This window comes from Bacillus paranthracis (assembly GCF_024296885.1).
Taxonomy (GTDB): Bacteria; Bacillota; Bacilli; order Bacillales; family Bacillaceae_G; genus Bacillus_A; species Bacillus_A paranthracis.
Window position 1 is genome coordinate 2,250,377 of sequence record NZ_CP101135.1, and the last position, 25,961, is coordinate 2,276,337.

The window sequence follows — 25,961 nt, forward strand, 5'->3', positions numbered from 1 at the left end:
TTAGAAGGAGAGAGTTTACATGATAGAAAGTAAAGTTGTAGATTCTATACCGATTTTGAATGAGAATGATTGTCAAATATGGTGGGGAAGGATTTCGGATTTACAATCATGGCATTACAATTTACTAAATGATGTTGAACGAGAAAAAGCAAATTCATATCATCATTCGGCAGATCGTGCCCGTTTTATAATAGGCTGTGTAATTAGTAGATTAGTTCTAGGTAAAATGCTTTCTATGTCGCCAGTTCAAGTTCCAATTAATCGAATGTGCCCAGTATGTAAGCTACAACATGGTAGACCACAATTACCAGAGGGGATGCCGCAGTTATCGGTTTCACATTCGGGTGAGTGGGTTGTTGTTGCATTTACAAAGTCTGTACCTGTAGGCGTTGATGTTGAACAAATGAATCCAAATGTTGATGTTATGAAAATGGCAGAAGGCGTATTAACCGACATTGAAATAGCGCAAGTTATGAAATTACCTAATGAACAAAAAATAGAAGGTTTTTTAACATATTGGACTAGAAAGGAAGCTGTGCTCAAAGCGACAGGTGAAGGTCTAATGATTCCACCAGTGGATATTACTATATCAGCTCCAAATGATTCTCCAAACTTGTTAGTTTTTAAGGATAGACAAGAGTTAGTAGAAAATACAGTGATGAGAGATTTAAGGCCAAGTGTAGATTATATTGCTTCAATTGCAATATTTAGTAAAGAAGTCACAGAAATCATACAGCTGGATGCAGTAGCGCTTTTAAATGATAAATAAGTTTAATAAAATATTTTATAGAAGAGGTGTTCCTCATGCTAGTAGCGGAAAATAGAACAAATGAATCCACTTATAATGTACAAGCAATTAAAAATATTTTATTTTCTGGAGATACATCATCTATTCATGCTTTAGAAAAGTTATTGAATGATACAGTTCAGTTTGATGTTCTAGAACAAGAGGTGCTGGATAGACAGTATATCCCGAAAGAAGCAAAGAGTTTCTTTGATAAAAACGGAACATTTCTTTACCGTGTATCCAATATTAGTTATAAAGGAAAAGTATTATCTGAAAATCTCATTTTTGCGGATACCTCGTTTTTACCAAATACAATAAAGAGGGAGCTAGAGAGTGGAAACATTCCAGTTGAAAAACTTATAGAAAAGATGGAAGTAAGAAGGAACGTATTATATGAAGGATATCAGCCTTCTGGGAATATTATTGAATTGTTCGATGGATGCTCTGTTTCGGCGCATGTGTATCCAACAAGAAAATATCAAATTGTAAGTAACTGCAGATGCATATTTTATATTTGCGAGGTGTATCATGCAGAAAATATAAAGCAATTACTAAATTAAAACAAGAAACCAGCCTATAAAATGGCTGGTTTCTTGTTTATTTCACAGCTTCTTTTAACTCTTTACCTGCTTTAAATGCAGGAACTTTACCAGCAGCGATTTGAATTTCTTCGCCGGTTTGTGGATTACGTCCTGTACGAGCAGATCTTTCACGCACTTCAAAAGTTCCAAAGCCGATTAATTGAACTTTATCGCCAGACTGTAATGCAGTAGCAATTGTGTCAAATACAGATTGTACAGCTGCAGAAGCATCCTTTTGAGAAATATCAGCTGATTGTGCGACATTTTTAATTAATTCTGTTTTGTTCATGTTTTCACCTCATAAAAAAATTTTTTGGAATGAATGATTTAGTATAATAGATAGTAAAGATAAAGCTATTTATATTGTTAGAAAGAATGCTATATAGTTATGTTAATTTCGTTGCAGGAAACTGAATCCCTGCTAATAATTAGGGATTAATTAAGAAATGATGCATACAAAACGCTATAATATGAGGATGAGGGGGAGTATACGGATGATTTTTCGTGAAAAGGATGAGAAAGAAAGTACATTAATTCGTCAACATGATCATGGTTTTTTAGCTGGAGAGATTGCAAAGCATATAAAAGAAGATTTTTTTGAAGATGACACATATTTAAAAGAGACAATCGATGCAATATATGAGCATGATAGAGGATGGATAGAACTTGATAAAGTACCAATTTTAAATGATGCTAAAAATATCCCATATACATTTATGGATTGTCCAAGTTCATTACGTTTTGTCTTTTATACGATTGGTTTGAATGAAATTGAAGATTCCAATCCATACGGAGCATTACTTTGTAGTAAGCATTTTTTATCATTTCCATTAAATGAGGAAGATGAAGAGATGATGTCATTTTATACAGGGGAATTGGAACGACAAAAAAGAATATTGACGACGCTAACAAAAGAACAATTTGCGATGTTCGATAAACATTATAGATTATTAAAGTTTTGCGATGAACTTTCTTTATATGTCTGTATGAATAAACCAGGTGTAGAAAAGGAAGAGGAAATTGATTTGTTTAAAGATGGTTTTGAAGGAACAGAAATGTTTAATAGTAAGGAGGAGAAACCTATACAAGCTGAATGGGTGGACAAGGAAACAATTCGGATTACACCGTTTCCATTTCAAACGGAATTTCATACGTATGTAAAATATAAAACTATAAATAAACAAGAAATTGAAGAAAAAGGAATTGCAAAAGCTGATAGAGAATCAGAAATAAAGAAACAAACTATTCGTTTCATACAATAAGGAGGCGATTTCGATTGAAAGAGTACATGTTAAAACAAGTGGATTACCATGCTTGGGCTAATATACGATTATTCGAGCGACTAAAAGAATTACCAAACTATGAAACGATTTTTACTGAACAGATACAGAGCGTATTCCCATCAATCAAGGATACTTTTGTGCATATTTATATTACAGATCAAGTGTGGTTGCACATATTGCATGGTAAAAGTATGAATGAAGCAATACAAGACCGAGAAAATTTACGAAAACAAATGGAAAACAAATCGTTACATGAATTAGAAAAAATGTTTGAAAACATGGCAGATCAATATAAAGACTTTTTAAGTACAATACAAGATGTGAATGCTGTATTTGTTATCGAGAATCCATATGTAGGAAAATTAGAAACTTCAATTTTAGAGTTAGTACAACATGTCGTAAATCATGGTACATATCATAGAGGAAATATAACAGCGATGATTCGTCAACTTGGTCATTCGTCGACAATGATGGATTTTGTTCTGTATTTACATATGGTTAAAAAGCAGGGAGAGTAATATAGTTTATAAGAAGGAGAGGCTTTAGTTGTAGAAGTCTCTCCTTCTATTTTATTCCGCATGAATGGTAGATCAACTGATTAAAGTTTTACTTTATTTCTTAAGAAGCTTTATTTTCTTGTAATTGCTTCGCATATTGTACAGCTTTATATGCATTGACTCTACCGTTTTTCCAGTACGTACCTGTACCAGTAATTTTATCAGAAGTTGACTCAATAATTTGGCGAATTTGTGTATTGCTATATCCTTGATTTGCTAAAAGAGCAGCAACTCCTGCGACATGAGGTGTTGCCATAGATGTACCACTTAATGATTGATACGTGCTTCCTTTATATGTGGAATATATATTTGAACCTGGTGCTGCAACATCAACCCAGCTACCATAAGTAGAAAATGAAGATTTCTTATCTAATTGATCTGTAGAAGCAACTGCAATCACTTCGCTGTAATAAGCAGGGTAATTAGCTTTTGTATTTCCAGCATTTCCAGCAGCTGCAACTATAACAGAGCCTTTATTCCATGCATATTGAACGGCTTGTTGTAATGCAGTACCACCATTTGGAGCTCCTAAACTTAAACTAATTACTTTTGCACCCGAATCAGCAGCTTCTCGAATACCTTGCGCTACAGCATCGAGAGTACCACTTCCTTGATTATCTAATACGCGAACAGCATAAATGGAAGTTTGTGGGGCAACACCAGCAATTCCGACGCTGTTATTCGTAAGTGCTCCAGTAATTCCAGCGCAATGTGTACCATGACCATTACCATCATCAGATGTATTGTCGTTATCAACATAATCATGCCCGTAAATTACTTTCGAAGCCAAATCAGGGTGTGAGCCTTGAACTCCTGTATCAATAATGGCTACTTTTACACCAGGATCACTTCGTTGGCTATCCCAAGCTTGTGGAGCTTGAATTTTTTGTAATCCATATTGATTTTTAAAATATGGATCGTTCGGAGTCCAAAAGGCGTGAACGTAATAATTCGGTTCTGCATATTCCACATCTGGATTATTTTTATAACTCTTTATTTTTTCTTTTACAGTACCTTTTGAAAATTGAACGACTTCAAAACCTAACTTATCATCTTTAGATAAGACATTAGCTCCGACAGATTTATGAAAAGATTGCACATTACTTAAAGATGCATTTTGCTTGAACTTAACGATTAATTGGTTAGGAACGTAATCAGTAGATGATGTTTCAGCGCTTGAAGTATTCGTGTTAAAGAAGAAACCACCAATAATAAATGACAAAACAGATAGGAAAACAATGATTTTGTTTTTCAAAAGATTTTTCCTCCCTTTTCTTGGATGAGTTTTTCAGCGACACTTTAATGTCGCATTCCTTTTCAACTATATAGTTAGACCATACGATTTATGACATTTATGTGAAAACTTTTGGAGGAATAAAAAGGAGTAAACATTGATATAAATATATTTTTAATGATAGTAATAAAGTAAAAGAGGGGATGAAAAAAGGAATGCTCATCATGTATGAGTCATTCCTTTTTTCATAGATTAACTTGCCTGTTTTTTATTATTTTCTTTCAATTTCTCTGCTTGTAAAAAGCGATTCGTTTCAGCAACAACAATACCACTTAACCCAATAAGACCAATTAAGTTTGGAATCGCCATAAGTCCATTTGCAATATCCGCAAATGTCCATACGATGCCTAATTTTAAATTCGCACCAATAGCAATCATGACAATAAAGATTGCTTTATAATATTTAACAGCACTTTCTCCAAATAAATAAGCCACGCATTTCTCACCGTAATACGACCAGCCTAAAATAGTAGAGTAGGCGAATAAAATAATTGCGATACCAAGAATCATACTACCAGCAGTACCGAATACAGATTGGAACGCAAGTGTTGTAGCTTCAACCCCAGTTTTACCAGACTTCCATGCGCCTGTAGTAATTAATACTAGCCCTGTAATTGTACATACAATAAACGTATCTAGAAAAGTACCAGTCATTGAAACTAAAGCTTGTTTTGCAGGGGAATCTGTTTTTGCCGCCGCCGCGGCAATAGGGGCGCTCCCTAAACCAGCTTCGTTCGCAAATACGCCGCGCGCCATTCCAATTTGAATAGCTGATGCAACTGTTGCACCGATAAAACCACCAGCAGCTGCAGTACCATTAAACGCACCAGAAAAAATAAGTGAAAATGCTTCAGGAATTTGATCGTAGTGATAGAAAATAATAATAAGACCAGCAATGATATAAAAGAAAGCTTTAATAGGAACAACATATCCTGTTACTTTCCCGATTTTTTTTACACCGCCTAAAATAACGATAGCGATTAAAAATGACATTACTATACCAGTTAAAGCAGGGGGGAAAGAGAAATTAATTCGCATTGCCTCTGCCACTGAATTAGATTGCACCATATTCCCGATACCGAAAGAAGCAGTTGTACCGAATATAGCGAATAAAACTGCAAGCCATTTCTTACCTAAACCACGTTCTAAATAGTACATAGGTCCACCTGAATATTCGCCATTTTCATTACTAACACGGTATTTCACCGCAAGAATTGCTTCGGCATATTTTGTTGCCATACCGAATAAAGCAGTAATCCACATCCAAAAGATTGCACCAGGCCCACCAATCGTCACAGCGGTTGCAACACCAGCTATATTTCCCATACCAATCGTTGCCGCCATAGCTGTCATAAGTGCTTGGAAGTGGCTAATATCTCCAGAGGAAGATGTATCTTCTGATTTTTTAAAAGCTAGTTTGTGAGCGTATAATAGTTTACTAAACTGTAAACCTTTTAAACGCACTGTGAGAATAATACCAGTACCAACGAGTAACAACAACGTTGGTAATCCCCACACATAGTGATTGATTTGTTCTAATACTTTACTTACTGTCTCCATCTTTATTCTCCTTTTTTAGAAAAAATAAAAACCACTTCAAGTAAATGAAATGGTCTCTGGAGAAACAAGGGATAGAAAAATAAACCGATACAAATCGGCATTTTCTTTCGCTTGTCTCTGTCCTTTTACCTGAGAGATTATCCGCTATAGTAGCGGATTTGCTCCTTCGGTGCTCGTTTTCCTCTACGCTATATAAAGCGAGAGGGAGTCTCTCCAGAGATTCGTCCCCATGCAGTTCTACTTGTAAACAAGACCTGAGAGTTTCAAAGTCGGTTAACAACTTTTTGCCCCGTCGGTAGATCAATAGACCTTCTCCTGAATGGTTCATCCGAATTATAAAATTAATAACCTATACGCATTGAATGTGTATAAGATCAATAAAAACATTATAGATATACAATTAGTGAAATGCAATCATTTTTTATTTTAAAATAGTAAAGAATTCTATTTTTTCGAAAGTCCTAATTTCTCTTCAATTTCAGTTAAAGTAGATAAAGCGATGACAATATGTTGATCTGCAAGCCCTAAAGCATGTTTCGTATTTTCAATTGTTGCACTGTTTGGAGTAGAGTTACTATCTCCGTCTATAATTAAATCTGCCGCGTTTTTCATAAATTTAGAAGCAGCTTTAAACTCAGTTGTGAAATAAACTAGTTGTTCTTGTATTTGTACTTCCGATATATTTTCTTTAATTTTCAAAGTGTCTATTTCGTTCAAAATATTTTCATATTGTTTGGAAACAGCATTCATTGTAACTAATAGTTTATCTCTATTTACTGAATCTCCGTTCGTGTTAATTTCTTCCCAAGCAGGCAACCAATCTTTTTCGATGATGTCATTATAATTAGTAGTCAATTCATTAATTTTAGGTTGCAATTTAGTTTTGAAAGTTGTTGTATCCGCTGTTTCTACAGTTGCTTTTTCGTTGTTATTTTTACCATTAGTAACGTAGAAAATTGTACCGAAAATGATGAAAATAGAAATAACAACTGTCCATTTAGTAAAAAGTAATTTCTGCAATATGTAACGCCTCCAAAATTTAAAAACTTATAATTATAATATATAACAATAATGTTGTTTGAAGTAGAGAAAATAAGAGTTTTAGTGAAAATGAATAGAAGAAAACTAGGTTCAAATATTTCAATGACTGTATTATTAGTTGGTTTAATTGCATTCATATTTATGAATAAAGAATCTAACATTAAAGATTTTCCAGTGCTAATGTCAGTAATTCATATTAATGATGATAAGGAAGAGGAGTATAAATATATGAGTGTAATGCTTATTACACTGGTAAGTGGAGCGGAGGGGAAAGCGGGTATACTGTTAGTTTTAAAAAGTGGAAAGAAAGGTAAAGATATTACATTACCCAGGAGAAATTACGTATTATATATTTGAAAAATAATTGATAATAAAAGAGAGAGGAAGTGAATGATATTGTAGGATTGTTTACTTTCTATCTCTTTTGATTTTTAATTCCGAATTATTTAAATTATAATTACTATGTGTATAGAATAAAATAATATTTAGTATGGAGATGAGATAATAAATTGCCAAATATAAAAAAGATAGGTCGTTTTTGTCCTACTGATGATGAAGGATATATTATAAATGATGCACATATTGAAAAAGTTCAACCTATATTTATGGAGGTAATACAAGAAATAAAAAATACTTGTTGTGAATTGCTACAGGATGATTTACACAGTGTTTATATAAGAGGCTCAATTCCAAGAGGGATTGGAATTGAAGGAATTGCAGATATAGATGTAATTATAGTAGTACGAAAGAATCCTAAATTAATAGACTTAAGCTGGCGAAAGAAACTAGAAGTTCAAAGTTTGCAAAAGTTTAGTTGTATAACAGGAGTGGAATTGAGTTTTTACAGTGAAAAAGAAGTGATAAATTCCAAGAGTTTTTCTTTTATAAGCTTTATGATACAGACACATGGAGTATGTATATTTGGTCAAGATGTAACATTGTCTTTACCTAAATATAAAGTAAGTGAGGAGTTAGCCTATGAACACCTTATTCAATTGCGGAAACAAATTGGACAAGCACGCGAAGAATTAATTCATAATAAAGGCGTGGATGATATTGTGGATTGTTGCCGTTGGATTATGAAAATAATAATCAGGTCAGGTCTAGCATTGACAATTGAGAGAGAAGGACTTTACTCCAGAGACTTATATCCTGCCTATGAATTATTTAGTAAGCATTTTCCCGAACAAGAAAAAAATATGAGAAAGGCATTACAATATATAATTGAACCGATAAATGATATAAATGAAATTTTATTATTTTTAAGTACGTTTGGTGAATGGCTGATAGAAAGAGCGGATGCTTTTTTGAATACTATAGATAACTAGAAGGATATAATTATGTTATGTAAACAAATAGGTGATCTAAGTGTTCGTGATTTTGCAGACTATTATGGGATTCCGAAAGACGTGGCAACAGGAAGTTCAAATGGATGTTTAACAGCGTATCTTTTAAAGTATCGTTGTTTGGAACAGAAAAGATAAATATGCGTGTTGAACAAGGATACGAGATGAAATGGTCCTCTTTAATACATATAAGAGCTGAAGAAATAGAGAGTAAAAATAATGTTCGTTTAGGGGAAAAGTAGAAAGTATTGCAGATGAGAAATGGAATGTAAGATAAGGGGGAATTAGATATGCTACTAAAAACAATCTATTGTAAGGTAGAAGAAGAGAAAAAGGAATTGTTTTCAAAAGCACAAGAAAAATGGCGTGATATACAGCATCTAGATGGATTTCATGGACAATTTGGTGGGTGGCATGAAAATGAGGCATGTGTATTTACTTTATGGGAAGATAGAAATGCATATCAATCATTTATGAATGGTGCTCACGATACAATTTATTTAAATAGTAATCAAGAGGATACGTTTCTTTCATGTGAAATCGAATTATTTCAAACATTGTATGATATAGCAGAAGTGCCTTTGAAAGACGTTGTTACAGAAGAATCCTTCGTAAGGGCGGCTGTATGTGATGTAAAGGAAGAAAAAGAAAAGCAATTTTTACATAAACAAGAAACAATTTGGAATAAAGGAATGAAAAATATAAAAGGGATGCTAGGTGGGGTAGTTGGGAAGTCTTTACAAAATGAAAATCGTTACATCGTGTTAACTTATTGGAAAGATGGAATGGCACATCAAAATTATGTAGAAGAGATTTTCCCTGAGTTGTATAAACTAGCTAATATTCATGAAGATATAGAAGATATGAGAGGTAAACAAGTTGTATGTAAGGAAGAATGGTTTGTATATTAAGCACGGAAAAAGTGCATAAATGAATGTATAATAAAGATATTTTCTTATAAATAAGTAATTAATAGAAGACGTTATATGCCCTTTCATGTTAATATATTTAAGTTATAATAGGAGGCTTACCCTTTTGTATTGTACGGTAGAAGCAGTGTGAGCTTGAAATTTTTTTAGAAAAGGATGTGCCTAATTTGCGTATCAATAAATTTATTAGTGAAGCTGGAAAAGCGTCTCGACGCGGAGCAGATAAATTAATTAATGAGAGAAGAGTAATTATTAACGGTAAGGTTGCAAAAATTGGTGACCAAGTGAATCCAGGTGATGATGTACGCGTAAATGGAGAGCAACTTCGTATTGCTCGAGATCACGTATATATCGCTTTAAATAAACCAGTAGGTATTACATGTACGAGTGAAAAATCAGTAAAAGGTAATATTATCGATCTAGTGAATCATCCATTACGAATTAGTCACATTGGACGTCTTGATAAAGATTCAGATGGTTTAATTTTGTTAACGAATGATGGTGATATTGTTAATGAAATTTTACGTGCTGAAAACAAACATGAGAAAGAATATATCGTTTCAGTAGATAAGCCAATTACACCTGATTTCTTAGAAAAAATGGCAGCGGGTGTTAAAATTCTAGGTACAAAAACACTTCCTTGTGAGATCACACAGTTATCAAAATATGAGTTCAAAATTATTTTAACACAAGGATTGAATCGTCAAATTCGCCGTATGTGTGAAGCTTTAGGGTATCAAGTATATACGTTAAAACGTACGAGAATTATGAATATTGAATTAAATAATTTACCAGTTGGACAGTGGAGAGATTTAACGAAGAAAGAGAAACGCCGTCTATTTGCAGACTTAAATTACGAACCACAAGAGTGGTAAAATTGAGAAGGAGAAACCAAAAACATTTTTTGGTTTCTTTTTTTATTAAATAAAAAATCTTTTCCAAACACTTGCAAAAATAAAATGAATAAGATATAGTAAATAACAATTAATGGATGTATTTAAAAAAGCAAAGAAAAGGACACGAGTTATTTTCCCCGGTTATACAGAGAAGGAAGGAAAGCTGAGAACTTCCTAACGCAGAAAAATAACTTACCACCTTAGAGCTGCACTAGGGAAACGAAGTATCTAGTGCCGTGTAAGCGACGTTATCGCAAAAGAAGCCATTATGTTTTTTGTGATGGGAATCTGGGTGGAACCACGGATATAAGCATATTCGTCCCTATTTTAGGGATGAATATGCTTTTTTGCATTCAATTTCATAATAAGCGAAGAAAAGGACACGAGTTATTTTCCCCGGTTATACAGAGAAGGAAGGAAAGCTGAGAACTTCCTAACGCAGAAAAATAACTTACCACCTTAGAGCTGCACTGGGGAAATGAAGTATCTAGTGCCGTGTAAACGACGTTACCGTAAATGAAGCCATTATGTTTTTTATGATGGGAATCTGGGTGGAACCACGGGTATAAGCACGCTCGTCCCTATTTTAGGGATGAGTGTGCTTTTTATTATGAAATGGAGAGATGAAAAATGAAAGAACAAATGATTGAAATTAAATTTCCAGATGGTAGTGTGAAAGAATTTGTAAAAGGAATTACTTTAGAAGAAATTGCGGGATCCATTAGCAATAGTTTAAAAAAGAAAGCAGTCGCGGGGAAAGTAAATGATGGGTTATATGATTTGCGCCGTAATATTGAGGGAAATGCGGAAGTAGAAATCATTACTATAGATTCAAATGAAGGTGTAGAAATTGCAAGGCACTCTGCGGCACATATTTTAGCACAAGCTATAAAAAGAATTTATGGTAATGTAAACCTTGGTGTAGGACCGGTTATTGAAAATGGATTTTATTATGATATGGACCTTCCAAGTAGTGTAAACGTAGAAGACTTACGAAAAATCGAAATAGAAATGAAAAATATTATAAAAGAAAATCTAAAAATAGAACGAGTTGAGGTTTCTCGAGAAGAAGCAGCAAAACTATTTCAAGAAATGAACGATCGCTTGAAATTAGAACTTTTAGAAGCAATTCCTAGTGAGGAAAGTGTAACACTATATAAGCAAGGTGAATTTGTAGATTTATGTAGAGGACCACATTTACCATCTACAGGTTATTTGAAAGCCTTTCAATTAACTCACGTTTCCGGTGCATATTGGCGAGGAGATAGTAACAATCAAGTGCTTCAGCGCATATATGGTGTTGCATTCTCTTCCCAGAAAGAATTAGAAGAGTATTTACATTTCGTTGAAGAAGCAGCAAAAAGAAATCATCGTAAATTAGGGAGTGAGCTTGAGTTATTTATGTTTTCTGAAGAGGCTCCGGGAATGCCGTTTTATTTACCGAAAGGTCAAATTATTCGTAATGAATTAGAAGCTTTTTTAAGAGAAATTCAAAAAGAATATAATTATCAAGAAGTACGCACTCCATTCATGATGAACCAAGAAGTATGGGAAAGATCAGGGCACTGGGGACATTATAAAGATAATATGTATTTCTCAGAAGTGGATAATAAAAGTTTTGCATTAAAACCAATGAACTGCCCAGGTCATATGTTAATGTTCAAAAATAAATTGCATTCTTATCGCGAATTACCGATTCGTATGTGTGAGTTTGGTCAAGTACATCGCCATGAATTTAGTGGGGCGTTAAACGGATTATTAAGAGTACGTACTTTCTGCCAAGATGATGCACATTTATTTGTAACTCCAGAACAAATTGAAGATGAAATCAAATCTGTAATGGCGCAAATCGATTATGTATATAAAACTTTTGGATTTGAATATGAAGTAGAACTTTCTACTCGTCCAGAAGATTCAATGGGTGATGATAAGTTGTGGGAACAAGCAGAAGCGGCGTTAGCAAATGTATTACATTCATTGAATTATAAATATAGACTAAATGAAGGTGACGGTGCATTTTACGGACCGAAAATTGACTTCCATATTAAAGATGCTTTAAATAGAAGTCATCAGTGCGGAACAATCCAGCTAGATTTCCAAATGCCCGAAAAGTTTGACTTAAATTATATAGATGAGAAGAATGAAAAGAGAAGACCAGTTGTCATTCATAGGGCAGTATTAGGATCTTTAGACCGATTTTTAGCAATATTAATTGAGCACTTTGGTGGTGCATTCCCGGCATGGGTGGCACCAGTTCAAGTGAAAATTATTCCAGTTTCGAATGCAGTCCATGTACAATACGCAGATGAGATTGCGGATAAATTAGCACAAGCTGGTGTTCGTGTCGAACGAGATGTACGAGATGAAAAATTAGGATATAAAATTAGAGAAGCACAAATGCAAAAAGTTCCTTATGTTCTTGTTATTGGGGATAAGGAAATGGAAAACGGAGCTGTAAATGTACGTAAATATGGGGAAGAAAAGTCAGAAGTTGTTGAACTAAATGGATTTGTGGAAAGTATGAAAGAGGAAATAAATAATCGGAAATAGAGTTTAAAGAGAAAACACACCAATTCATAATGGTGTGTTTTCTTTTTTACCTTACAAAAATGTAAGGTAAATGTAAGCGAAATCGAAGGAACGAGTTGTAGAAAGATGAGAATATGAAGTAGGAAATAGGTTCATGTTATCTGTATAACCTTTTTAGTTTGAAGAATTAAAAAATTCTTAAGAATTTACATGAGAAAAAGATAAGAAATGTGTGAGAAATTAAATTTATACAAAAGGGATGGAGTGAAAGAGATGTCAACAAATGTAGTTACTGTAGAAAGTGTAGAAAAAACGTATGGGAAAAGAAATGAGAATCAGTCAAAAGCATTAAGGGGTGTGTCATTAAGTATTAAAGAAGGGGAATTTGTAGGGATTATGGGTCCTTCTGGATCTGGAAAGACGACTTTACTGAATGTGATTAGTACATTGGATCAAGCGACAGGTGGCAGTGTGACAATAGCTGGTACAAATATTACTTCTATGAAGGGGAATGCATTATCAGATTTTCGATCTCAAAAATTAGGATTCATCTTTCAAGATTTTAACTTACTTGAAAACTTATCAATTTATGAAAATATCGCTTTACCACTTTCTCTGCAAGGCGTACCTTCAAGTGAAATTACTGGAAAGGTGGACGAAGTTGCGAAGAAATTAGGAATTACTGAAATTTTAACAAAATATCCAACTGCTGTTTCTGGTGGACAAAAGCAAAGAACAGCGGCAGCACGAGCTTTAGTACATAATCCAGCAATCGTATTAGCAGATGAACCGACAGGAGCACTTGATAGTAAAAACGCAAAAAGCTTATTAGAAGCGATGCAAGATTTACATGAAAATCATAATGTAAGTATTTTGATGGTTACACACGATGCATTTAGTGCGAGTTATTGTGAGCGTATATTATTTATTCAAGATGGTCTTCTATATAAAGAATTAAAGCGTCAAGGAACGCGAGAAAGTTTCTATCAAGACATTTTAGGTGTGCTCGCTCATATGGGCTCAGCTGCTGAGTCTAAGTAGGGGGGAGAGACTATGTTATTCAAATTATCACGTCATAGTATGAAAAAAATGTTAAAAGATTATATGGTTTTACTTATCGGTCTCGTTATTAGTATTAGTATTTTTTACATGTTCCAAACGATGGCGATGAATAGTGAATTTACGAAAGATAATAGTCTTATTAGTAGTATAAGACTCGTATTCTGGGTAGGTGCAATACTATTATCTTTCATTACAGTATTTTATATTATATATGCCAATTCTTTCTTACTCACGTTAAGAAGAAAAGAACTCGGTATGTACATGATGCTTGGTGCGAAAAAGAAAAAAGTAGCACAATTATTATTTATTGAAACATTCGGTATGGGTATTGTTAGTATTATTATCGGGATTTTAGTAGGGATGTTACTTGCAAGTGTAGCAGGAAACTTTTTAATGAATGGTATGGAAATTTCAGCAAAGGGTAGTTATTCATCTGTATATACACCAGCAATTATAGTTACAGCTATATTCTTCTTAATATTATTTTTTATTACTGGTTTAATGAATAGCATCCGTTTATTACGTAAAACAGAATTAGAATTAATACGTGAAGATGAAACACTAGATGAAGTGAAGAAAAGTAAAACTCGCATCATTATAATGACTGTACTTGGTGTATTACTAGTAAGTACAGGGTACTATTTTATGATTAACGTAAAAATATATGCTGAATTGGGTTTTATAATAGCGACAATCGTTACAACGCTTGGAACATATTTTATCTTTAGTTCATTGCTCCCATTTTTTGTGATGAAAATTAAAGGGAATAAAAAACGAAATGAAACGGGCTTAAATAGTTTTACATATGCACAGCTACGCTTTCGAGTAAATAGCTTATCGAGAGTATTAGGTACTGTAGCAATGTTAATTGCATTAGGCGCAGGTGCTATGACTGCAGGTATGGCATTCCAAAAAAATGTAGGTATTATGACAGACTTCTCACGTGTATATGATGTCGTAATTCATGATCCAAATGAACAAGATACAGCTGCATTAAAAGAAATGGAAATTGTGGAAGAAAGCCAGTACAAGTATAAAGTAGATGGAGAAGCGGTTTATTACTTACGTAACGATTTAACTGCGAAACCGCCACTTGTTTCAGACCACTTTGATACAAAAACTTTAAAAGAGCCTGTTCGTAAACGTGTGACTGAACCTTTAACTGAACCTGTATATTCTGCTTTAGAGGCTCCTGAATCAGCAAAATTCCCTCGTATGCCGAGAGATTGGGAAGATGCAATTGTAAGAGAAATACAAATTACACATAATCAATTTAACGGAAAACCTGTAAGAATTGCAGATGAAGCACATTATAAAGGAATTCAAGGAACAGAACACACTGTAACATTAGCAAAAGTAGATGATATGAAAAAGTATAAACCGTTGTTGATCGAAATAGATAAGAGACAAAAAGAACAAATTGAAAAAACAACAGGTACAAAAGTAGACTTATTTACGAAAATGACAATTTATCAATTTATGAACAGCTTCATGAGTGGAACAATGTTTATGGGATTTTTCCTCGGAATTGCATTTTTAGCAATGATGGCAAGTTCCCTTATGTTCAAAATATTAACAGGTGCTTCTCGTGATGTACGCCGTTATGAAATGTTACGAAAAATCGGTGTGAGACGTAGTATGTTAACGAAAAGTATATATAAAGAAATTTCATATTTATTTATCTTCCCAGCAATCATTGGTATTTCTCACGTGTTAGTAGGGCTTAACTTATTTAGTTTTATATTAGTTGACCCGTTTGTAAAAGTGTGGGTGCCAATTGGGATTTTCTTAGTCATTTATTTCATCTATTACTGGATAACTGTTCAATTGTATAAAGGAATGGTAATGCCGAAAGAAGAAGTAGCTAAATAGTTTATGAAAAGAGTCCTTGTTTGAAAACAAGGGCTTTTTTCATAATGTTCTCTATACAGGGGGAAAATATTGGATAATGGTCGAAAAATATAATATAACTTCCGAGAAATGACTAAAATAATACTATTTTGTCGAGAGAAAGGATACGAAGGATGAAAGAAATGCTACAGTTATTTCGCAACAAAGTGTATGCACGCTTTTTTCTAGCAAATATTTTAGAGCGACTCGGTTCTATGATTGCTGGAATTTCTTTAATGTTTTACTTGTTAGATCAATACGGAAAACAACCAGTTTACGCAACAATGACGCAAATTATGATTGCGTTACCTGCATTAATCTTTTTTCTATTGGTAGGAACAGTAGTGGATCGATTTGATAGACAACGTATATGTACAGTAAGTAACATATGTTGCTCGCTCTGTAATATTGGAATCCTAATTTCGCTTTATTACGGGATGATTATACTTGTCTTTATATTTTTATTTTTGGAAAATGCGTGTATACAATTTTTCTCTCCAGCAGAACAATCGATGATACAGGGAGTAGTTGAATCAGACCAATACGGTGCAGCAGCAGGTGTGAATCAAATGGTGAATAGTTTGTATGCTTTGTTTGGTGTAGGAATTGCAACGATGGTGTACTGGACTTTTGGAATATACGGGAGTATTTTAGTAAATACGCTCACTTTTATTATGAGTGGTATTTTAATTCAAACAATCTCCATTCCAGAAAAAGTGCGTTTGCCAAACGGTATAACAAAATGGAAAGAAGTTAATTTGAAAATGTTAATAACAGAGTTTCAAGAAGGGATCAAGTATATATATATCAAAATGACACTTTAAAAAAATTACAGCCCTTTCCGAACGGGAAAGCCCATCGCCTTTAGGCATGGGATGAAAGTGAGGTTGGATACGGAGTACCACTAAAAATCGCTAAGTTTGTGGTACTTTAAGTATCCAAAATATTGGTATCTTTTGTGGTGTAGTTTAAAAGTAAAACTGATACAATGTGAATATGATACATGATTATAGAAGAACCAAAACAACTGTGTCATTAATTAACTACCATTTTGTGTTTTGCCCGCGATACAGAAGAAAGATTTTTCTTAACACAAAAGTAGAAGAACGTTTCAAAGAGTTGGTTCAAGAAATATGCGGAGAAATGGATGTTGCTATTGTCGCAATGGAATGCGACAAAGACCACGTTCACTTGTTCTTACATACACTACCAACGCTTAGTCCTGCTGACACAATGGCGAAAATTAAAGGAGTGACATCGAAGCCGAAGCGTTTGAGAGGAGAGTTTCCTCATCTTCAACACTTGTCAAGTCTATGGACACGTTCCTATTTTGTTTCTACTGCTGGAAATGTATCGACTGAGACAATTAAACAGTATGTTGAAAATCAAAAGACGAGGGGGTGAAAATTGTGTCACAAACAATCACAGTCAAAGTTAAATTGCTTCCAACAAAAGAACAAATTCAGTTATTGGAACAAAGTAGCTCTGAGTATATCAAAGTCATTAATACACTTGTATCTGAAATGGCTGAAGCGAAGAAGAGCACTAAGAAAAGTACAAAAGATGTTGAAGCTAATCTTCCAAGCGCAGTGAAGAACCAAGCAATTAGAGACGCTAAAAGTGTGTTTTCTACAAAGGTGAAAAAAAGTAAATACAAAGTTATTCCGATTCTAAAGAGACCTGTTTGTGTATGGAACAATCAAAACTATTCGTTTGACTTCACGCACATTTCAGTTCCACTCATGGTAAATGGAAAATCAACTCGCTTAAAGGTTCGTGCTTTATTAACGGATAAATATAATCGCAATTTTAATTTGTTAACACACAAGTTAGGTACACTTCGTATCACGAAGAAATCTAATAAGTGGATTGCTCAAATATCTGTCACGATTCCTACAAATGAAAAAACAGGAACGAAGATTTTAGGGGTAGATTTAGGTCTTAAAGTCCCTGCGGTAGCCATCACAGACGATGATAAAGTTCGTTTCTTCGGCAATGGTAGACAAAACAAATATATGAAACGTAAGTTTCGTAGTGTTCGTAAGAAGTTAGGTGAAAATAAGAAATTAAATGCCATTCGACAACTTGATGATAAAGAACAAAGATGGATGCAAGACCAAGACCACAAAGTAAGTCGTGAAATCATTGACTTTGCAACCGATAATAACATTTCTGTTATTCGTTTAGAACAACTAACGAATATTAGACAGACGGCAAGAACAAGCCGTAAAAACGAGAAAAATCTACACACTTGGTCATTTTATCGTTTAGCACAATTCATTGAATACAAAGCGAATTTAGTTGGTATTAAGGTAGAATATGTGAACCCTGCTTATACAAGTCAAACATGTCCGAAATGTTCTGAAAAGAACAAAGTACCAGACAGAAAATACAAGTGCCGATGTGGATTTGAGAAACATCGTGATATTGTTGGGGCGATGAATATTCGCTACGCAACTGTGATTGATGGTAACAGTCAATCAGCCTAAGATGCTATACGCACTGTCTTAGGAGGGGCAATGAGATGCCCTCATCTTGAAGTCTGTTCAAAACAGAAATGGACTGCGAACGTTTAGTCATTCAAGAATCCCACCCGTCAATCCGTAAGGAATTAGGGCTTGCGACTTTAGTCGTGGGAGTCTCAAAATACCAACAACATTATTGTTTATTAAACTGTTGTTATTACGGTTTAAAGAAGAATTAGAGAAAGATTATAGCTTGTTTGCTAAAAGTAAAGGGCTTAGTTTAAGACATATTTTAACACATCATATTTCAAGAAATGTTTTGTTAACAACGATCTATTATGCAAAAACAAATATTTTATTTATGTTATCAAATCTATATATTATTGAATGGATATTTAATACGTACGGCATGTTTGTTTTTGTAAAAGAAAATTCGAAATTAGAAATATTTACAGTGAGCTTAATTATATTATACGTACCGCTTTTTATACTATTTCGTTTATTACATACGTTCTTACAAAATGTTATAAAGGAGCGTGTGTAACATGTGGCAAGTTGTAAAAAGAGATGTGAGATTTTGGATAGGTATTACTTTTTTGAGTGCACTAATGATTGTTAGTATTGGATATACGTTGTTTTTTGATGGGAATATTCGTGAACTTACGATGATGTATAACGAAAAAGGGGAACTAGAGGCAGCTCCATTTGCACCATCAAGTAAATTTTGGTTTGGAAGTGATGTGAAAGGTCGTGACCTTGTTCAATTAATAATAGAAGGTGCAAAATGGACAGTTGGTGCAAGTATAATTATAGCGATTTTACGAGTTATAGTTGGAGGGGGAATTGGTTTACTTCTTGGTATGTATGGTAAACGCTCTTTTCCAGTTATTTCATCCTTTTTTGATCCTTTTAGTATTGTACCGATGGTTATGATTTCTTATTTTATGTTAAATGAAGTATTAACGTTTGATAGTGGAGCAGAAGTTGTGCCGTTATATTTGCGTGTGGCATTTCAAATTATAGTTCTTGTATGTCTCGCTGTACCAACAGTGATGTTGTATGTAGCGCAAGAAGTAAAACGTATTAAGAAAGAAGAATTTATGTTGGCAGCCACTGTGCTCGGCGGTAGTAAGTGGCAGAGGTTGAAGCGCCATATATGGCCTCATATGTTACCACCATTTCTTTTATTAGTAGCACAACAATTTGTAAGTACGTTATTACTTCTTTTACATCTTGGTTTGTTACAATTATTTTTTGGCGGAACAATAACCTTCAGTGGAATGGATCCAGATAGTGTAACAAAAGAATGGACTGGCCTAATTGGTCAAAACTTCCGCCATTTAACTACACATACATGGATTGTACTTATACCGATTGCTTTTTATAGTATGACAATTCTCGCAGGAAATCTAGTTAGTAATAGTATGCAAGATGCGATTAAGTTAGGAAATACGAGAAGGCCAGAGCGGAAAGGTAGAGAAGTGCAAGCAGAGAAACAAGTACAACCAACTACGAATGACTTTTCTTTTTATAGAGAGATACAAAAATAAAAAGATAGCTGAAAGCAACTTGTTTTCAGCTATCTTTTTCTGTTTATAGTGGTGGTAAATCAATCTTACCTTCTTCAAATAATTCTTTTATCATATGCTTCGTATAACCAGCAGCTTGACCAAATGTGATTTTTGCTGGCATTGGTGCTTCGTTAGCATCTACAACTACATCGATAATACATGGTTTGTTTTGTTTTACTGCGTTTTCAAAAGCTGGGAGTAATTCATCTATATGTTCAACGCGGTATCCGATACCTCCACACGCCTCTGCATATTTTGCAAAATCAGGGTTCGTTAAGTCTGTTTCGAATTCGATATTACCCATGACTTCTTGCTCGAATTTAATCATCGCAATTTTATTATTGTTTAATACGACGACAACAATTGGTAGTTTATATTTAACAGCTGTTACGAAGTCGTTCATTGTCATTCCAAAACCACCGTCACCACAAACTGCAAATACTTGTTTATCCGGGAATGCAATTTTTCCAGCAAGAGCACCAGGTAAACCGCAACCAAGTGTTGCGAGCCAGCTAGAAATGATAAATTGTTGATTTGTCATACGGAAGTGCCTTGCTGTCCATACTGTTACATTTCCGACATCGACTGATAGAATTGCGTCATCATGTGCTACTTGCTGCAGAGCATGCATAACGCGTTGTGGTTTAATTGGAATGGAAGAGTCTTCTTCTTGATCGTGTAATTTTTCTTCCCACTTTTTCATCATGTCTTGGTAATGTTCTAAGAAGGAATGGTCTGTGTGTTCTTCAACATTTTCAATTAACCATCGTAAAGTTTTTTCAGCATCACCAGCTAAACCAATATCTGTCGCATAACGTTTCCCAATTTGGGCAGGATCTGTATCGATATGAATTGTCTTAGCTTTTTCAGGTAAGAAACCGGTGAACGGATAAGAAGTACCAACCATAATTAAAGTATCTGCATGCTTCATTGCTTCATAAGAAGGTTTCGTTCCGATTAATCCTAATCCACCAATACAAAGAGGGTGTTCATCTGGAATAACGCCTTTAGCTGGTAATGTAAGTACGATTGGAGCACCAATATGTTCTGCAAATGCAAGTAAAGATTCTCTCGCATGTTTTGCTCCTTTACCAGCTAAAATAACAGGTTTTGTCGCTGCATTTATTGCGAGTTTTGCTGCATCTAAATCTTCTTTTTGTGGAAACAACTCAGGCAAAGTAAAAGAAGTATTTGTAATACGAGCACCATTTTTTACTTCGAATTTCGGGACATCATCTGGAATTGTAAGAACGGATACACCTTTTTTCGTATAAGCCATTCGAATTGCTTGATTCACTACGGCAGGTAGTTGCTCTGCTGACATAATACGCTGGTTATAAACCGCGACATCATCAAACATTCTTTCTAAATTTACTTCTTGGAAAAAATCCGTTCCGAGTAAATCGGTTTCTACTTGACCTGAAATTGCTAGAACAGGGGCTTTATCGAGTTTCGCATCATATAAACCATTTAATAAATGAATAGCACCAGGTCCTGCAATTGCCATACAAACGCCAAGTTTTCCTGTTAATTTCGCATAGGCAGCCGCTGCTAATGCACCAGCTTCTTCGTGGCGAACTTGAATGAATTTAATTTTATCTTGTTTTTTTCTTAAAGCTTCAATGATAGAATTGATGGAATCTCCAGGCATACCGTATATGTGTTCTACGCCCCAGTCAATTAATAAATCAACTAATGCTTCACCGGCTGTTTTTCCAAACATAATTGTTCCTCCTTATAATTAGGTAGATACTATTATGTTTTGGAGAAAAAGGAAAAATATACAAATGATAATATTATTATCTTTAATGATGACCAGCGAATAGTGTAAATACTGTTATTAGTAAAAATCCACTAGATGCCCATGTTAAAAATGAAAGGAAAGAGAGCTGCTTCTTTGCTTTCCAAAGCATTTCATGAATTGTGACATAGCCAAGTGAACCGATAGCACTTCCCATAATGAGTCCTTGTAAATGAAGCGCTTTTCCTTCCATTAAAATGCCAAAAACTGTACCGGTACCGAGAATAAGAGATAGTAATAAAGTTGTTAATAAAAAGGAAATATATTTATGTTTTGTAAATAGAAAGGGGATAATTAATGCTAAGCCTTCAGGAATATGGTGAACGACGATTGCTATTAAAAAAGGTATGGCAGAGTCAGCATGATTAATAAAAGCAGTACCTAAAGCAAATCCACTCGGCAAATTATGAATAAATATAGCGAAAGAGAGAAAAAGGAAAGTTTGCCATGCTTGTTGATCTTTTGTATGTATCATTGGATGGTGACAATAGTTATCTAATAAGCTCATAATTAAAATACCGATAGCCATACCAAGTATAGGTCCAATCATTTCATAACTTGAAAATGTTTCAGGAATAATTTCAAGTAGTAAGAGTCCAAGTAAAATTCCGCCACATAATGCATATAAACGATGCATTTTTTCTTCAATTAGCTGGCGCGTAGCAATGCCAACAGCACCGCCTAATAATAAGCCACCAAATGAAAAAAATGTAACTATCATAGGAATCCATAATCGTTCCATCGTATCACACTCCGATTCTTCCACCTTATTTTTAGCTTACGAAAAGGAAAGTTAGATTAGTCCAAGTAATTGTGTTTGATTATAGAGAAAAAAGTAGTGATTCGTTATAATTTATATATTAAATTTAAGTGAGAAAATGAAAAGGGGAATTGGTTATGCAACAAATTAAAAAAATAGGAAACTCATTTTGGTATATGACACCAGTTTCTGAAACAGATAGACCTATATTAGGAATGGTCATTGGAAAAGAAAAAACATTAATGATCGATGCAGGGAATTCAGAGGAACATGCACAATTATTTTTAGAAATGTTAAAAGAAAAAAATGTATCGAATCCTGATTTTGTAGCACTAACGCATTGGCATTGGGATCATATTTTTGGATTATCTGTATTACAGAATGCATTAACTATTTCACACGCTGAAACGAAAAAAGAAATGCAGGCAATAGTATCTTATGAATGGACAGATGAAGCGTTGGACGCACGCGTAAAAGAGGGTACGGAAATTGCATTTTGTGCGGATTGCATCAAAAAAGAGTTTGAAGAAAAAGCGAGAAATATTAAAATTATTCTTCCAACCTTAACGTTCCAGGATCAAATTGAATTAGACCTTGGTGAGGTGACCTGCGTGTTAAAACATGTGGGCGGAGATCATGCACATGATTCAGTTGTTATGTACATAAAAGAAGAAAAGATATTGTTTTTAGGAGACTGTATATATGCAGATATTTTTTCTTCGAAGTGGAACTATACGACGAAAAGAACGTTTGCATTAATAGATGAATTAGAAAAATTTGATGCTGAGACATATATTCTCTCTCATGGGGAAGCGATAAATCGAGAGGAGTTTTTACAAGAGATTCGTATGTTAAAAACAGTAGGAACTTATACTGAAATACATAAAGGCGATGAAGGGAAGATAAAGGAAGCGTATAAACGAGACATAGATAGAGAATTAAATGAAGATGAATTAGAAACAATAACGTTTTTTGTAAATGGTTATGAAATGAATAATCAATAAGACACGACATGAATCCAATATAATTAAATTGCACAAAAAGAGTATTGAAATTTAATTCAATACTCTTTTCAATACTTAAATATGTAGTTTCAACCAAATTCTAAATGGGGAATCATTGTCTGGAGGGGTGTCATTCTATGTGTTTTTCGTATAGATAGTGGTTCAAGTAGAAGCCTTCTTTGCTAATTCAGTTATATAGTTGAAAAATCCATTGTGGTTTACATCATATACTACATTTACAGGTCGCCCACCATCAAATTCCACTGTACGCCCCTGGCTTGGTCCGTATGTATGAACGATACTATTAATCGTTTGAGTTTTTGCGAGGTTAGTGTTTCCGACAAGCGCAGTTGTTAGTACATCCCACAAGTAGTAAGTAGAGTTCGTTGAAAAGTGAACGAGGGGAGGAACCATCGCATAGCATTGGCCAAGGAAATCTATACCAATATAATTTCGTTCTTTTGCCCAACGTTCACGTATGTCTATAGTTAATGGAACTTGGTTTGTACTTTCTAGTGTCACTAAGTCGATTTCAATTTTTGATTCCCATACACGAGCCACTGCTTCAGGGTCCCAAAATGAATTCCACTCAGCTGTTCCGTCATGCTCTGGTTCATGTACATTGCCTGCGGTAAGAAATGTACCACCCATCCAAACGAGACGTTCAATTTTATCTTCGACTATGGGAGCTTCATATAATGCACGAGCAAGGTCAGTTAGGGGTCCCGTAAATAATAAAGTTGTTTTTCCTTCCGTTTGTAGAAGCGTTTCTATTAAGTGATGATGTGCAGACTTTGCTGCTACAGGTGTTATAACTTTTCCAGCCTCATTTAAAATTGGTAAAGCATCTACATAAAATGCATGCATCCGCCAGTCTTTTGGAAATGGATTTTTCGCACGGGAATTTGATGCGGCTACTTCAATATATTCTTTGCTGAAGCGATCAATAATTTTGCGACTTGCAGATATTGCTGGTTCCAAATAGCAATCAGCAGGGATAACTGAAACACCTGTAAGTTTGACATTATCCATCTGAAGTAATAAAAATAGTGAAATTAAATCATCTACACCACCATCATGATTGAAGTACACTTTTTTCATCATTGTAATCTCCATCCTATTTGATTTAGTTAGAAATTAAACATGCATTGAGGAAAAGTCATCAATAATTTCGACTACTTCAATTTCGCCATTAATGAGTAGCTCAGGGAGTTCGTTATTCACATTTCCTTTCCAATATTCTCTAGCTTGTTCCATTTTTTGAGAAAAAGGAATAGCATCTTCTTTCGGTAAAAGATTCCCGTCACCTTCAAAAGAACTTCCGATTACTCGTAGTTTAACAATCTGCAAAACTTCTCGATTGTAAGAATCAAATAATGCTTTCCATTTTAAAGCATCTTCATAGCTTTTAGCAGCATATAAACAAGACAATCTTGATGGATAATCAGGATATTCTTGCAGCCTAACCATTTCCACAATCGTTTCTCTAATGGCTCTAATTGTTTGATCCATGTAATTCATAACGACTGTAGCATTTTCATTCTTTATATGTAATTCTTCATTTGTATAATGTTCTTTTAAAATTTGTATAGAATCTTTACCATTAGAATTTAAATGTTTTCTTTCAAAAAAGAAGTGGAATAGCGTATTAGTTTGATTTTTATTAAATTGAATGCTTTGTCCAATCTTCATTTTTTTCCTTGTTACGATATGATATACGAAAAATTCTTGTTCATTCATGGTTCTCCTCCTAGTAGTAATGTTTCAATTTAGTAATTCAACATTGAAATATATAAAACCTTTATAAGTAAAAGTGAGAATTTGAGTTGAAAGCAAAGAAAATATATGAAAACGTTTTAAATTTGTTCACAAAATGTTCACTTACGAAGAGGTTTCCAATATCGATATAATGACAAAGACTCAAAGAGAAAGGATGATGAATTTTGCCAACAACAAGAAAGGAAAACCTCCAATTTGGTATGATGATGTGCCTTGGGATGGTTATCGTAATGACGTTTTACAATTTACTAACGAATGGATCAGGAGGGCCAATTCATATTAAGGAGATTGCATTAGAACTACTAATTGGATTTATTATTGCGCTATTAATTGAAATATGTATCGTTGGACCTTGTGCGAAAAAAATTGTATTCATGCTACCGTTTGATAAATCGAAGAAAATAAATATTATAGTTGCGATGGCGACAGCAATGGTAATCGGAATGGTGTTCTTTATGTCATTTTTCGGAATGACTATGATGCATTTACATGGTGGGCTACAAGGGGATTCATTTGTTTCAATATATTTTACAATTTTTATTAAAAATTTCATTATGGCTTATCCATTACAATTAATTATTATGGGGCCACTTGTGCGTTTCTTATTTGCAAAGTTTATTTTGAAGAATAAAGCTGTAAAAGTAGCGTAAATAAATTTGTATTATCTAATTATAAAAATTATATAATGTTAAATGTGGTCTATTGAAAGATTGTAGCATGCATAATGAAGATAATCTAAATCATACGTTTAGTTAGGTGAAAACATTATGAAAATTAAGAAGGTATTATGAGTCAAAAAAATATAAGTAGAGCTATGTGTGAAAAA

Annotated in this window: 24 protein-coding genes, 3 pseudogenes, 1 riboswitch and 2 other annotated features; of the genes and pseudogenes, 19 read left to right on the forward strand and 8 right to left on the reverse strand. The window is 34.0% G+C overall.

The window, feature by feature from the left end; genetic code table 11:
- Positions 1–19 precede the first annotated feature (19 nt).
- Both sfp and NLJ82_RS11435 read left to right on the forward strand, forming a co-directional pair.
- Positions 20–769 carry a 4'-phosphopantetheinyl transferase Sfp gene (gene sfp / locus NLJ82_RS11430; RefSeq protein ID WP_000572995.1) on the forward strand — a complete coding sequence of 250 codons (750 nt, stop codon included), beginning with the start codon at positions 20–22 and terminating at the stop codon, positions 767–769.
- A 35-nt stretch (positions 770–804) separates the two neighbouring features.
- Positions 805–1,347 carry a hypothetical protein gene (locus NLJ82_RS11435; protein ID WP_000959145.1) on the forward strand — a complete coding sequence of 181 codons (543 nt, stop codon included), beginning with the start codon at positions 805–807 and terminating at the stop codon, positions 1,345–1,347.
- Positions 1,348–1,384: 37 nt separating this feature from the next.
- On the opposite strand, the gene NLJ82_RS11440 is transcribed toward NLJ82_RS11435, so the two are convergent.
- The gene (locus tag NLJ82_RS11440) at positions 1,385–1,657 is read right to left on the reverse strand and encodes an HU family DNA-binding protein (RefSeq protein ID WP_001043907.1); all 273 of its coding nucleotides are present in this window, start codon (positions 1,655–1,657) and stop codon (positions 1,385–1,387) included.
- Positions 1,658–1,862: 205 nt separating this feature from the next.
- On the opposite strand from NLJ82_RS11440, the gene NLJ82_RS11445 reads away from it, so the two are divergent.
- A complete protein-coding gene (locus NLJ82_RS11445; protein WP_000577275.1) occupies positions 1,863–2,630 on the forward strand; it encodes a DUF3891 family protein in 768 nt (255 codons plus the stop codon).
- A gap of 14 nt (positions 2,631–2,644) precedes the next feature.
- Positions 2,645–3,169 carry a DinB family protein gene (locus NLJ82_RS11450; protein WP_000666439.1) on the forward strand — a complete coding sequence of 175 codons (525 nt, stop codon included), beginning with the start codon at positions 2,645–2,647 and terminating at the stop codon, positions 3,167–3,169.
- 100 nt (positions 3,170–3,269) lie between these two features.
- Here NLJ82_RS11450 and NLJ82_RS11455 read toward each other — a convergent pair whose 3' ends face one another.
- The 3 genes from NLJ82_RS11455 to NLJ82_RS11465 form a co-directional block, all read right to left on the reverse strand.
- Positions 3,270–4,463, reverse strand: a complete 1,194-nt coding sequence (locus tag NLJ82_RS11455; RefSeq protein WP_000790931.1) for a S8 family peptidase — start codon at positions 4,461–4,463, stop codon at positions 3,270–3,272.
- Positions 4,464–4,694: 231 nt separating this feature from the next.
- Complete coding sequence (locus NLJ82_RS11460; RefSeq protein WP_000451019.1) at positions 4,695–6,062, reverse strand: alanine/glycine:cation symporter family protein; 1,368 nt, start codon at positions 6,060–6,062, stop codon at positions 4,695–4,697.
- Positions 6,063–6,169: 107 nt separating this feature from the next.
- Positions 6,170–6,289: riboswitch (glycine riboswitch) on the reverse strand.
- 217 nt (positions 6,290–6,506) lie between these two features.
- Positions 6,507–7,082, reverse strand: a complete 576-nt coding sequence (locus NLJ82_RS11465) for a hypothetical protein (RefSeq protein ID WP_001170877.1) — start codon at positions 7,080–7,082, stop codon at positions 6,507–6,509.
- A 51-nt stretch (positions 7,083–7,133) separates the two neighbouring features.
- Between NLJ82_RS11465 and NLJ82_RS11470 the strand changes: the two are divergent.
- From NLJ82_RS11470 to NLJ82_RS11530, 13 genes and pseudogenes are all read left to right on the forward strand, one after another.
- Positions 7,134–7,467 (forward strand): annotated as a pseudogene (locus tag NLJ82_RS11470) (hypothetical protein).
- Between the two features lie 145 nt (positions 7,468–7,612).
- Positions 7,613–8,431 (forward strand): nucleotidyltransferase family protein, encoded by an 819-nt coding sequence (locus NLJ82_RS11475; protein WP_001132914.1) that lies wholly within the window; start codon positions 7,613–7,615, stop codon positions 8,429–8,431.
- 12 nt (positions 8,432–8,443) lie between these two features.
- Positions 8,444–8,587, forward strand: coding sequence for a PhzF family phenazine biosynthesis protein (locus NLJ82_RS11480; RefSeq protein ID WP_002080500.1), 144 nt, complete (start codon positions 8,444–8,446; stop codon positions 8,585–8,587).
- Positions 8,588–8,739: 152 nt separating this feature from the next.
- Entirely contained in the window at positions 8,740–9,360 is a 621-nt protein-coding gene (locus NLJ82_RS11485; protein ID WP_000925144.1) for a YdbC family protein, read from the forward strand.
- 185 nt (positions 9,361–9,545) lie between these two features.
- Positions 9,546–10,253: a 23S rRNA pseudouridine(2604) synthase RluF gene (gene rluF, locus NLJ82_RS11490; protein ID WP_001222168.1), complete on the forward strand. Its 708-nt coding sequence runs from the start codon at positions 9,546–9,548 to the stop codon at positions 10,251–10,253.
- A gap of 124 nt (positions 10,254–10,377) precedes the next feature.
- Positions 10,378–10,601 (forward strand) — a binding site (T-box leader).
- A 35-nt stretch (positions 10,602–10,636) separates the two neighbouring features.
- Positions 10,637–10,860, forward strand: a binding site (T-box leader).
- A 44-nt stretch (positions 10,861–10,904) separates the two neighbouring features.
- The gene (thrS, locus tag NLJ82_RS11495) at positions 10,905–12,824 is read left to right on the forward strand and encodes a threonine--tRNA ligase (RefSeq protein WP_000663050.1); all 1,920 of its coding nucleotides are present in this window, start codon (positions 10,905–10,907) and stop codon (positions 12,822–12,824) included.
- A gap of 252 nt (positions 12,825–13,076) precedes the next feature.
- Positions 13,077–13,844 carry an ABC transporter ATP-binding protein gene (locus NLJ82_RS11500; protein WP_000106425.1) on the forward strand — a complete coding sequence of 256 codons (768 nt, stop codon included), beginning with the start codon at positions 13,077–13,079 and terminating at the stop codon, positions 13,842–13,844.
- Between the two features lie 12 nt (positions 13,845–13,856).
- Entirely contained in the window at positions 13,857–15,737 is a 1,881-nt protein-coding gene (locus NLJ82_RS11505; RefSeq protein ID WP_000897877.1) for an FtsX-like permease family protein, read from the forward strand.
- 152 nt (positions 15,738–15,889) lie between these two features.
- Positions 15,890–16,587, forward strand: a pseudogene (locus tag NLJ82_RS11510) (MFS transporter); the annotation flags it as partial.
- Positions 16,588–16,751: 164 nt separating this feature from the next.
- Positions 16,752–17,159, forward strand: a complete 408-nt coding sequence (tnpA, locus tag NLJ82_RS11515; RefSeq protein WP_041185174.1) for an IS200/IS605 family transposase — start codon at positions 16,752–16,754, stop codon at positions 17,157–17,159.
- Between the two features lie 5 nt (positions 17,160–17,164).
- Positions 17,165–18,244 (forward strand): RNA-guided endonuclease InsQ/TnpB family protein, encoded by a 1,080-nt coding sequence (locus NLJ82_RS11520; RefSeq protein ID WP_254754673.1) that lies wholly within the window; start codon positions 17,165–17,167, stop codon positions 18,242–18,244.
- A gap of 151 nt (positions 18,245–18,395) precedes the next feature.
- Positions 18,396–18,764: pseudogene (locus NLJ82_RS11525) on the forward strand (ABC transporter permease subunit); the annotation flags it as partial.
- A gap of 1 nt (position 18,765) precedes the next feature.
- Entirely contained in the window at positions 18,766–19,770 is a 1,005-nt protein-coding gene (locus NLJ82_RS11530) for an ABC transporter permease subunit (protein WP_000267881.1), read from the forward strand.
- 43 nt (positions 19,771–19,813) lie between these two features.
- On the opposite strand, the gene NLJ82_RS11535 is transcribed toward NLJ82_RS11530, so the two are convergent.
- Positions 19,814–21,514: a pyruvate oxidase gene (locus tag NLJ82_RS11535; RefSeq protein WP_000467231.1), complete on the reverse strand. Its 1,701-nt coding sequence runs from the start codon at positions 21,512–21,514 to the stop codon at positions 19,814–19,816.
- An 82-nt stretch (positions 21,515–21,596) separates the two neighbouring features.
- A complete protein-coding gene (locus NLJ82_RS11540) occupies positions 21,597–22,334 on the reverse strand; it encodes a ZIP family metal transporter (RefSeq protein WP_000440593.1) in 738 nt (245 codons plus the stop codon).
- A 155-nt stretch (positions 22,335–22,489) separates the two neighbouring features.
- On the opposite strand from NLJ82_RS11540, the gene NLJ82_RS11545 reads away from it, so the two are divergent.
- The gene (locus NLJ82_RS11545) at positions 22,490–23,356 is read left to right on the forward strand and encodes an MBL fold metallo-hydrolase (RefSeq protein ID WP_001184077.1); all 867 of its coding nucleotides are present in this window, start codon (positions 22,490–22,492) and stop codon (positions 23,354–23,356) included.
- 162 nt (positions 23,357–23,518) lie between these two features.
- Here the strand turns inward: NLJ82_RS11545 and NLJ82_RS11550 are convergent, their stop codons facing one another.
- Both NLJ82_RS11550 and NLJ82_RS11555 read right to left on the reverse strand, forming a co-directional pair.
- Positions 23,519–24,460, reverse strand: a complete 942-nt coding sequence (locus NLJ82_RS11550; protein ID WP_041185175.1) for a nucleoside hydrolase — start codon at positions 24,458–24,460, stop codon at positions 23,519–23,521.
- Positions 24,461–24,493: 33 nt separating this feature from the next.
- The gene (locus NLJ82_RS11555) at positions 24,494–25,096 is read right to left on the reverse strand and encodes a DUF2441 domain-containing protein (RefSeq protein ID WP_001005208.1); all 603 of its coding nucleotides are present in this window, start codon (positions 25,094–25,096) and stop codon (positions 24,494–24,496) included.
- A 203-nt stretch (positions 25,097–25,299) separates the two neighbouring features.
- Here NLJ82_RS11555 and NLJ82_RS11560 point away from each other — a divergent pair, with 203 nt between their 5' ends.
- Positions 25,300–25,785: a DUF2798 domain-containing protein gene (locus NLJ82_RS11560; RefSeq protein WP_001143424.1), complete on the forward strand. Its 486-nt coding sequence runs from the start codon at positions 25,300–25,302 to the stop codon at positions 25,783–25,785.
- The last annotated feature ends 176 nt before the right edge of the window (positions 25,786–25,961 follow it).